Origin of the sequence: Pseudomonas sp. CFBP2511, assembly GCF_030209255.1 — a bacterium.
In the GTDB taxonomy this organism is placed as follows: domain Bacteria; phylum Pseudomonadota; class Gammaproteobacteria; order Pseudomonadales; family Pseudomonadaceae; genus Aquipseudomonas; species Aquipseudomonas avellanae.
Genome location: NZ_JARVSI010000024.1, coordinates 415,119 through 425,145, shown reverse-complemented (window position 1 = coordinate 425,145; position 10,027 = coordinate 415,119). Strand labels below are relative to the sequence as shown.

General features: G+C 57.7%; 9 protein-coding genes. 7 read left to right on the top strand and 2 right to left on the bottom strand.

What is annotated here, in order from left to right:
- Window positions 1–97: 97 nt before the first annotated feature.
- The 4 genes from QRN38_RS21675 (at window position 98) to QRN38_RS21660 (ending at window position 4,690) form a co-directional block, all read left to right on the top strand.
- Entirely contained in the window at window positions 98–2,140 is a 2,043-nt protein-coding gene (locus QRN38_RS21675) for a T6SS effector phospholipase Tle3 domain-containing protein (protein WP_057418813.1), read from the top strand.
- Window positions 2,137–3,828: a type VI lipase adapter Tla3 domain-containing protein gene (locus QRN38_RS21670; protein ID WP_162491803.1), complete on the top strand. Its 1,692-nt coding sequence runs from the start codon at window positions 2,137–2,139 to the stop codon at window positions 3,826–3,828. Before QRN38_RS21675 ends, QRN38_RS21670 begins: the two co-directional genes overlap by 4 nt.
- The gene (locus QRN38_RS21665; RefSeq protein ID WP_057418812.1) at window positions 3,825–4,094 is read left to right on the top strand and encodes a PAAR domain-containing protein; all 270 of its coding nucleotides are present in this window, start codon (window positions 3,825–3,827) and stop codon (window positions 4,092–4,094) included. The genes QRN38_RS21670 and QRN38_RS21665 overlap by 4 nt, the downstream gene beginning before the upstream one ends.
- Window positions 4,095–4,174: 80 nt before the next feature.
- On the top strand, window positions 4,175–4,690 hold the full coding sequence (locus QRN38_RS21660) for a hypothetical protein (protein ID WP_024666629.1): 516 nt from the start codon (window positions 4,175–4,177) through the stop codon (window positions 4,688–4,690).
- Window positions 4,691–4,808: 118 nt separating this feature from the next.
- On the opposite strand, the gene QRN38_RS21655 is transcribed toward QRN38_RS21660, so the two are convergent.
- Window positions 4,809–5,639, bottom strand: coding sequence for a mechanosensitive ion channel family protein (locus QRN38_RS21655; protein ID WP_057418811.1), 831 nt, complete (start codon window positions 5,637–5,639; stop codon window positions 4,809–4,811).
- Between the two features lie 122 nt (window positions 5,640–5,761).
- Window positions 5,762–6,241 carry a YajQ family cyclic di-GMP-binding protein gene (locus tag QRN38_RS21650; protein ID WP_003380977.1) on the bottom strand — a complete coding sequence of 160 codons (480 nt, stop codon included), beginning with the start codon at window positions 6,239–6,241 and terminating at the stop codon, window positions 5,762–5,764.
- A 169-nt stretch (window positions 6,242–6,410) separates the two neighbouring features.
- Between QRN38_RS21650 and QRN38_RS21645 the strand changes: the two genes are divergently transcribed.
- Genes QRN38_RS21645 through QRN38_RS21635 form a run of 3 tightly spaced genes read left to right on the top strand, consistent with a single transcriptional unit; the run spans window position 6,411 to window position 10,006 of the window.
- Window positions 6,411–7,331 carry a putative 2-dehydropantoate 2-reductase gene (locus tag QRN38_RS21645; protein WP_057418810.1) on the top strand — a complete coding sequence of 307 codons (921 nt, stop codon included), beginning with the start codon at window positions 6,411–6,413 and terminating at the stop codon, window positions 7,329–7,331.
- A gap of 44 nt (window positions 7,332–7,375) precedes the next feature.
- Window positions 7,376–9,412: a sensor histidine kinase gene (locus tag QRN38_RS21640; RefSeq protein ID WP_005766590.1), complete on the top strand. Its 2,037-nt coding sequence runs from the start codon at window positions 7,376–7,378 to the stop codon at window positions 9,410–9,412.
- Between the two features lie 15 nt (window positions 9,413–9,427).
- Window positions 9,428–10,006, top strand: coding sequence for a cob(I)yrinic acid a,c-diamide adenosyltransferase (locus QRN38_RS21635; protein WP_005739026.1), 579 nt, complete (start codon window positions 9,428–9,430; stop codon window positions 10,004–10,006).
- Window positions 10,007–10,027: the final 21 nt, after the last annotated feature.

Genomic DNA, 10,027 nt, shown 5'->3' with positions numbered 1-10,027 from the left:
CGGACGCAGGCGGACTGACAGAGCGAGTGGAGCGCGAAATGATGCATCAGGCACAAGTCTCGGCATTACGCAGCGGCGCACCCAAAGGAGGTGCGTAATGAACGGTGCCGATGAATACGCCGTTGCCCAAGGCAACACACGGCTGATCCCCAACCTCAACACCACCTGCAAAATGGAAGTGCCCGCCGACCTGCCCGGCGTGGTGATCTTTCTGCATGGTGTGAATGATCCGGGGGCGTCGTACAGCATGGTGGAGAGCGGGTTGTGTCAGGGGGTGAATGAGCGGCTGGACCGGCCGGATCTGGTGCCGGGGCGATATGGGGCTGAGTACGGCGTAGCGAGAGAAAAACTCAAAACCAAACAACAACTGGGAGATCGAGATAAGCAGTTGCTTGACGACCCAGACACCTATCTTTACAACCGCGATACGGACGACCCGAAAACGCGCAGCCTGCTAATCCCCTTCTATTGGGGATATCGAGCCGAGCCTGGCGAAATCAGTCGAGACCAAAACAACGCCCCCACAAAGCTACGCGGCCAGTACCAGGACAAACAGCGCAATCGCCTTGATCGCCATTTCGGCAAGGCAGGTGGTTTTTTCGTCAATGCCACCAACAACCTACTGCAGATGTATGACAACGGTTTGCAATTAAACACGCGTCTTGAGCTTGCGAGCCTCACGCTGCCCAATACCCATTTTATGAGCAATAACCCGCATCGGCGTTATTACGTGCTGGCCGCTCACCGGCTCGCCATGATGGTCAGGGAGATACGTCGGGTTTCTCCCGACGAGACCATTTCGATCATGGCGCACAGCCAAGGTTCGTTAATCACCCTGCTGGCGCAAGCACTGCTGGTGGACGGGGGGCATCGTTGCGCGGACACAATCATTATGGTGGACACGCCCTACTGCCTGTTCCCGGAAGTGACTCCCAAAGATCAAGACACACTAACCACGCTGACCCGCATCGTAGCGCAGGTGACTCAGGCACCCCATGCCCAGCCGCCGCTGTCGGACCTGCGCAACACTGCAACCTACTGCGGACGAAGCGGCCCGCTGTGGTCGCCTACACAAGGTACGCGCCTGGACAGCGACAGTAACATGACGGTATTTCCCGAGCGCGATAACCGCGGCAAGGTGTACCTGTATTTCTGCCCGGACGACACCACCGTCGCACTGGATGACGTAAGAGGCATCGGTACGTTTGGGGTGTGGGATACGCACGGTAAGAATAGCGATCGCAACCCCATGGCTGAATTGAAGGCTGTGCGTTTTTTTCAACGCATGTGGACCAAGCGCACGCGTGACAATTTGCCAGTCATGGTTGGCAAGCCACCGGGCTATGAGCTGTTGCGTGCCAAAGGCGAATCTCGCTATCCCGGCGGAGGATGGCTCACTGGACCACTATCTAAAGGCGCTATAGAAAAAGGGCATAAAGTCCTGATCAACGCTGAACAACTGTACCCGCCACATGCCCCTCTAATGTTTGGCGGGGAGGAGGACTTAGGAAAACCGACCCCGTCGGGTCTAGACAGGCCGGATGATGCGAACCAAGCCTCTGCCTTGGGAAATCCCAGGGCCAAATTCAAATGGCGCTATGTTCGCAGCCAGATTGGCCCAGTAGATCTGGAGCTAGAGGTCGCTAAATGGAACATGGGCAAAGCGCCCGGTGAACAAACTCGCATGATGCGCAAACGAAGAACGCCCGGCGAAGGCGCACCGAAACCTATGGATCCTTACGATATAGAACGGGAAGAAACCCCGGACGAAATACGTGAATACATGGACAAGAGCAAAGATGTGCTAGACGACAATAGCTACCACTCAGGCCTGCTGCGCAGCCCTGAAAACCATCGACGGGTAACGGCGATGGATATTGCGATTGGCCAGGCGAAATGCCTGGACGACCCGGCGATGCGTGATGTGTTGGTGGCGATTGCAGATTGGAAGATGGATGTAAGGCAGTTTCTTAGCACCACTGAATTACCTGGCTGGGAAAATCTTAGCGCTGAAACTAAGGCACTCGTGAAGGCCTGCCATGAGTATTATCAAAAAGGAATCTTTCCACCTGCGAGCTTAGTATCTCTGGTACCTCCTCCCTTGGTCCAAGCTTCATTGAAAAACGGAGGTAGCCAGTGACAGTTAAACGACAAAGATCAACGCTTCGTCCAAAACTTAAGCCTTATGTCTGGATAACCGGGGTGATGCTCGCGCTATGGCTCGGCTTCGTTCTGCTGGTCTATCTCAACGCACAGGAAAACAATATGGAACTTCGTGATATAAACTCGGTTACCCGCTGGGGTATTGCAGGGATTCTAGGTGCAGTTCTGCTAAGTTACAGTGGGCATTGGTGGGGCAAAGCTATTGCCAATGAAAAGCACGAACTGGCGGCTTATAAATCTGAGATCATTGCCAAAAATGCAGAACAACAGGCTGAGCAAGCGCGAACATACTCACTAGAAATACGAGGCGTAGGCCTTGCAGTCAATGACTGGCATCAATCGTCTGTCTGGCGAGAAATTGCTAAAAAAAGCAACAATTTCTCATCGATATTTCCGTCGGACTCTAAAGCCTACAACCCATCCTTGAGCTCGCGAGAAACTACAGCGGATATTAATACTCGGGTGGCTTTCCAGCATTCTGCAGGAGAGTCGGTGGCCTATTGGCCAATTCCAGCCTTTGCTTTAGGCCCTCCGAACCCTTACGAAAAGCCCTACCGTGCAGCGAATCTAATCAACTCCGGCCGGAATGCAGCGACCTTAGGTGTCACCCAGCTTCTCTGGCAAAACGATGAGAGCACCAACTACGCACAAAGCATGATCGAGCGACTGTTTCAGTTTTTTGAGGCTAATCCTAAAGTTCCGCAAGCACTGATCGCAAGCGAGGACGGGGACGTCACGCGGAACATATATCGCAAACGTGGCACTCCTGGCCTGCAGAAAAATACTCAAGTAGTACCAACGGTATTTGAAAGCATGACAGGCCTGCTGGTCACCCGTTCCGACAGGGTAGATCGCTATATTCGTCCCTATGCGACAAACGAGCCAGAGGACAACCAGAGCAAAGATACCGATCTAGGCAAGCTTTGGGCTTTCTACTGGGATCGGGACAAAGCTTTTATGGACTGGTACGAAACTGCCGAGAAAGCGAAAGGCGTTGAAACCCCCTACGCCCCCGGCACCATGTCCACCGCCTACTGGCAATCCCAACTCCCCACCCTCTGGAAAACCATCAGCAACCGTGGCCCTGGCAACTTCGAGCCTTCCCCTTGGCTGCCCATCCGCTGGGGGCAACATCAGGTCAAGGAGTTCGATGCGGCTCCAGTGCTCGGCTATCTCCATCGCCCGATCAAGGCGCCCATGCAGGATGAACAGGGCAAGCGCCTGAAACCTGCTTTGCAAGCCAAAGCCCTGCAAGCCGCGTGGGTACAAGCGCTGGACACTCTGCCCGAAGGCCAGAAACCTGTACGGGTGTTCTACGACAGCACCAACAACCCGGAAGCCGAAATTGCTCTGAACAATGCCCTGCACGACCTGAACAAGGACGGCCACGGCCTTGAACTGGGCAATGTCGAAGAAGGCTACGACATCGGTCGCCGTCTGGGTAATACCGGGGTCAGCGGTGCACTGGTCGAGATCAATCTGGCGACCATCGCCAGCTACAAGGACGGCGGCGTCAGTGCGGTGGTCTACGCAGGCACCGATGGCAGCCTGACCGTACAAATGGTCCGCCCGCCCGATGAAGCACGCAAGGCCAAGAACAGCCAGAACCGTGGTGCCGACCCGTTCACCTTCGGCTCGCCAACCGGCGGGGCACCTGCAGAGTGAGTTATCCGGTCTGCCTGGGCGACGCCACCAGCAGCGGTGGCCAGGTGGTGTCCTGCCAACTGGCAGGCACCCACACCATCAACGGCAAGCCACCGGCCGTGCTAGGCGACAAAGCTACCTGCCCGCTTCACTCCGGTGAATTTGCCTTTATCGAAGGCCATCCCACCCGAAAGCTGAACGGCATACCGGTGGTGCTGCACGGCCATCGACTGGCGTGCGGCTGTCAGGGTGTGGCCAGCCATGCCATGAATGTGCGAGTGGTTTAGGAGATTTCGTGATCAGGTCATGCAGCGCAAGCACAGGGAACATCATGGAACTGCCCCCTCAATTGGAACAAGGAAGAAATATGTACACGCGTTTTCGTCAGGCCGTCGTAGGGATGCATTTAGTCGCCGGGATGGTTCTATTAGCGGGCTGTGCGCAAGAGTCCGTGTCCCCGTGTGACGAGTTGATGGGTGACTACGCCACAAAGCCCAAGAATCAGCCAAGGATTCGTATCGAGAAAAGCGGCGAGAATTTCTTGTTCACGCATCGTGAATCAGGCGCACAGGTCAGCGAACCACTCACGCCGTTACCCACCGCCGAAATAGTGGAAATGTTTGAAGGCAAGATAGTCCCGCCTCGCTGCATCCTCACCGCTGATGGCATGAAGATAATGAAGCTCCCCGCTGGCAGCGGCGTTAATCCCACCGAAGATCCCGATCGAAAGCTCTCGCAGTATCCCGAGCCAACCCCCTTCATCATGGGCATATCTACGGGAGTGGCGGCCGTACTGGGTCTTTACCCGGTGCCTCATCAAGAAAAACTCACGGATATCAACGAGGAAGATGAGGACAACGACGGTTACATTTACAGCAAATAGCATACTGTTCGTGCCGGAGAGACAGTCATCGACCATGGAAATAGTCTTTTCCTGAACCTGCAAATAAAGAAAAGCCCCGACTCTAACGAGCCAGGGCTTTCTCGTGCCGCACACACGATTACTCCTGAACCACCCGCACAATCCGCTGCGGCAATGGAATCTCGATGCCTGCGTCCTTCAAGCGGTCACGCGCTTCGATGTTGAACATCGAGTTCACGTCGCCCATGTCGCCAGTGCTGGTCCAGACGCGCAGCGACAGGGTGATTGCGTTTTCGCCCAGCGTTGCCACCACGGCCTGCGGGGCCGGGTCCTTGAGTACGCGCGGGTCGTCGGCCATGTCCAGCAGGACCTGCAGTGCTTTTCTCAGATCCGCATCGTGGCTGACGCCGATGTCGAACGAGATCTTGCGGGTCGGCTGACGATTGGTGTTGGTGATGATGCCGTTGGACAGGTTGCCGTTGGGCATGATCACGGTGCGATTGTCGCCGGTGCGCAGCACAGTGTGGAAGATCTGGATGTTGTCGACAGTTCCCGCGACACCCTGAGCTTCGATCCAGTCACCGATCCGGAACGGGCGAAACAGCAGAATCAGCACACCGCCCGCGAAGTTCGCCAGGCTGCCCTGCAAGGCCAGGCCGATGGCCAGACCAGCAGCACCGATAGCGGCCACGAACGAGGTGGTTTCGACGCCGATCATCGAAGCGACGCTGACCACCAGCAGGATTTTCAGAATAATGTTCGCCAGGTTGCTGACAAAGCCCTGCAAGGCCAGATCGGCGTGGCGCAGCGCCAGCAGCGCGCCCAGTTTGCCGGTGAGCCGATTGATCAGCCACCAGCCTACGCACAGTGTGACCAGTGCCAGCAGCAAACGGCTGCCGTATTCCATGATCATCGGAATCCACGCCTGCGACGCTTGCCACAGATGACCGACTTCTGCGTTTAAATCCATCGTTATCTCCTTACCCGTCACGAACTGACATCGAAGCGGCGGCGGGCTGCCGTCGCTTCAACGTTCAAGGCGATTCGGACTGACCGGGGGACGCAGGGTTCCCAGGCGCTCAGTACAAATGTTCAGTCGCGGAAGTTGTTGAACTGCAGCGGCATGCCCGAATCGTAGGCGCGCAGTGCAGCGATGGCCTCTTGCAGGTCGTCGCGCTTCTTGCCGGTAATGCGTACCTGCTCGCCCTGAATGGCGGCCTGGACCTTGAGTTTGGCTTCCTTGACGTGAGCGACGATTTTCTTCGCCAGCTCCTTGTCGATGCCTTCGCGCAGTACGGCTTCCTGCTTCATCAGCTTGCCGGATGCGTAGGCGTCTTTGACTTCCAGGCATTTGCCGTCGATCTTGCGCTTGACCAGCGCCAGCTTGAGGATCTCGATCATCGCTTCCAGCTGGAAGTCGGCTTCGGCGGTCAGCGTAACGGTCAGTTCCTTGAACTCGAACGTGCCTTTGCCTTTAAGGTCATAGCGACGGTCCAGTTCTTTGATGGCGTTGTCGACGGCATTCGTGACTTCGTGTTTATCCAATTCGGACACTACGTCGAACGAGGGCATGTATGTTCTCCAGATAAACGGCGTGCGCACGATTTGGGCACGCATGACTTGACGGTGTGAAAGAACGCTCATTATAACGAGACTTTTCCTGCGTTCACTGTGAGCCTTTCATGCACATCCCTGTTTTCACGTTCAGCAGACCGTTTCAGTACGTGATCGTGCCGCGCTGATGGCCGTTATCTGGCATGTACTCGGTGCGGGCAGCCTTGGCAGTCTGTGGGCAACGCGGCTGACACGGGCGGGCCTTCCAGTGCGCCTGATACTGCGCGACGCCGCCAGACTGGCCACTTATCAAGCCGGTGGCGGCTGCGTGACACTGTTCGAGGGCGACGTGGCCCAGGCTTATCCGATCGAGGCGCAAACTGCTGCGCACAACGAGCCCATCGAGCGCCTGCTGGTTGCCTGCAAGGCGTATGACGCTGAACAGGCGGTTGCGCAGGTGGCAACGCGCCTTGCGGCCAATGCCGAGGTGATCCTGCTGCAGAACGGTCTAGGCAGTCAGGACGCGGTGGCTGCGCGAGTTCCCCATGCCCGTTGCCTGTTCGCGTCCAGCACCGAAGGCGCGTTTATGGAATCGGACTGGCGCGTCAGGTTCGCCGGCCAGGGTTTTACCTGGCTGGGCGATGTGTCGAACCCGACGGCACCTTCACTGTTGCAGGATGTGCGCGACAGCCGCATTGCCCATGAATGGGCGCCCGATATCCTGACACGCCTGTGGCGCAAGCTGGCGCTCAATTGCGCGATCAACCCGCTGACCGTGCTGCACGACTGCCGTAACGGTGGATTGCTTGACCACGGCGACGAGGTGGCGACGCTCTGCGCCGAGCTGAGCGACCTGCTGGCGTGTTGCGGTCAGCCAGCCGCCGCGCCAGGGCTGCACGACGAGGTACTGCGTGTTATCCAGGCGACGGCGGCCAATTACTCATCCATGTATCAGGATGTACTTCACCGGCGCCGAACCGAAATCAGCTATTTGCTGGGATACGCTTGCGCAGCGGCGGCACGCCATCGCAGTCCTGCACCGTACTTGCAGCAATTACAGACGCGTCTGACAGCTCATCTGGCAAGCAAGGGTTTGCGTACTGACTAGCCCGCGCTACCCTGCTCGCATCACACCTCAATGCGGCTCGCCCAATGCCTTTGCGCCAACGCCTGGAAAACCTGCCGGTAGGTCAGAAACTGCTGGCTGCCCTGCTGGTCCTGATGACCACCGTGCTGCTGGTCGCCAACCTGACCTTCATCGGTGCCGCGTATTACATCTCTCAAGAAGCGATGGCGCCACAGGCCTTGCAGACCATCGGCCGACTGATCAGCAGCGCCGACCTCAACGAGCGGGCCTTGTACTCGCCAAACGAAGCACGTGCCCTGCTCAAAGAGCTGAAAAGTTACGGGCCGTTACGTGCAGCGGCGCTGTATGACAATGACGGCGAGCGGCTTGAACAGATGCAACAGGGTCAGAGCCTTGAACTGCCCAGGCACTTCAAAGACCTCGATAGCTGGCGCCTGACCGAGTTTCGCAGCACGCAGGTGATCACAGTGCCCAAGGGAGACGAGCCGCCCGGGCATCTGTTGCTGGTCGCCAGCAGCGAGCTGCCGCCTGCGTTCTATACCGGCACGCTGACCGCCAGCCTTGGCATTCTGGTGTTCAGCGTGTTGCTGTGGCTGGTGGTGGCGCGGCAGATCAGGCGCTTGATCACCGAGCCTATCTACCAACTCGAAGAACTGTCCCGGCAGGTGACCCGCGAAGAAAACTACGCCTTGCGCGCGGAGCCTGGCAACGTCGATGAAATCGGCAGTCTGGCCGAGGCGTTCAATACCATGTTGTCGCGTATCGAGGCGCGTGAGCAGCAACTCAAGCGCGCCCGTGACGATTCCCAGGAAGCCTACGATCAGGCCCAGGGGCTGGCCGAGGAAACCCGCCACACCAACCGCAAGCTGGAGCTGGAAGTTCAGGTGCGCAGCAAGATCGAGAAGAAGCTCACCGGTTTTCAGAACTACCTCAACAGCATCATCGATTCGATGCCTTCGGCGATGATCGCGCTGGATGAGCAGTTGTACGTGACCCAGTGGAATCAGGAGGCGACCGCGCTTTCCGGGACCACGCTGGACGAGGCGCTGAATCAGCCGATTTTTCTCGCATTCGAGCCGATGCGTTCGTTTCTGCCGCAGATCAAGCATACGGTCGAGCGGCACAGCGTGACCAAGATCGAGCGTGTGAACTGGATCAAGAACGACGAGGCGCGCCACTATGCGCTGACCTTTTACCCGCTGACCGGCGATGCCGGGCGGGGCGTGGTGATCCGCATCGATGACATCACCCAGCGTATTTCGCTGGAAGAAATGATGGTCCAGTCGGAGAAGATGCTGTCAGTCGGCGGGCTGGCGGCGGGCATGGCGCATGAGATCAACAACCCGCTGGGGGCGATTTTGCACAACGTGCAAAACATCCGACGGCGCCTGTCTCCGGAATTGCCAAAGAACATCGAACAGGCCGAGGCCGATGGCATCGATCTGGCACAGGTCAATCTTTACCTGGAAAGCCGCGACGTGCCAAAGCTGCTCGACGGCATTCAGCAGGCCGGTGCAAGAGCCGCGAAAATCGTCAGCCACATGCTCAACTTCAGTCGCTTGAGCAGCCGTCAGCTGTCGCCCAGCGACTTGCCAGCACTGGTTGATCAGGCCGTGGAGATCGCCAGTAACGACTTCGACCTGACCATCGGTTTCGACTTCAAGGGCCAGCACATCATTCGTCAGTTCGACCCGGAACTGGGTCCGGTGCCGTGCATCGCCAACGAGCTGGAACAAGTGCTGCTGAACTTGCTGAAAAACGCTGCCCAGGCAATTCATCAGCGACCCGAGAGCGAAGAGCCCGGACGCATTATCCTGCGCACCCGTCTCAATCCACCGTGGGCCGAAATTCAGGTGGAAGACAACGGCATCGGCATGTCGGAGAGCGTTCGCAAACGTACGTTCGAGCCGTTCTTTACCACCAAGGAGATTGGTCAGGGCACCGGGCTGGGTCTGTCGGTGTCGTACTTCATCATCACCAATAACCACAAAGGCCAGATGGAGGTGCAGTCCTCCCTCGGCACCGGCACCTGCTTTACCCTGCGTTTACCGCTGGTAGCCAATCAGGTGAATGTTCAGCAGCAGGTCATTTCCAAGTCTTGATCAGGAATCGTAGCAATGGGCTTTCGTTTGTCGAAGATATACACACGCACTGGCGACACCGGAGAAACCGGACTGGGCGACGGCCGTCGGGTGCCCAAGGACCATCCACGCGTCGAAGCGATCGGTGAGGTCGATACGCTCAACAGTCAGCTCGGGCTGTTGCTGGCGGGGCTTGTTGATGAGGCTCGGCGCGTGCCGGCGCTTAACGAAGTGATCGAGGTGCTTGTGCCCTGCCAGCATCGGCTGTTCGATCTGGGCGGGGAGCTGGCGATGCCGACCTACAAGGCGCTGAACAGTGCAGAGGTCGAGCGGCTGGAAGCGGCCATTGATGTGTGGAATGAAGAGCTGGGGCCGCTGGAAAACTTCATTTTGCCCGGTGGCTCGACGCTGATCGCCCAAGCGCACATCTGCCGCAGTCTGGCACGCAGCGCCGAACGCCGCTGCCAGCATTTGAACGCAGTCGAGCCATTGGAAGGCGCTGGGCTTGCGTACATCAACAGGCTGTCGGACCTGCTGTTCGTGGCAGCGCGACTGATCGCCAGAAGGCAAGGCATTGCTGAAATACTCTGGGAGCCCGCGCCCAAGCCGGTTTGACATCAAGCCGAAATAGCTGCG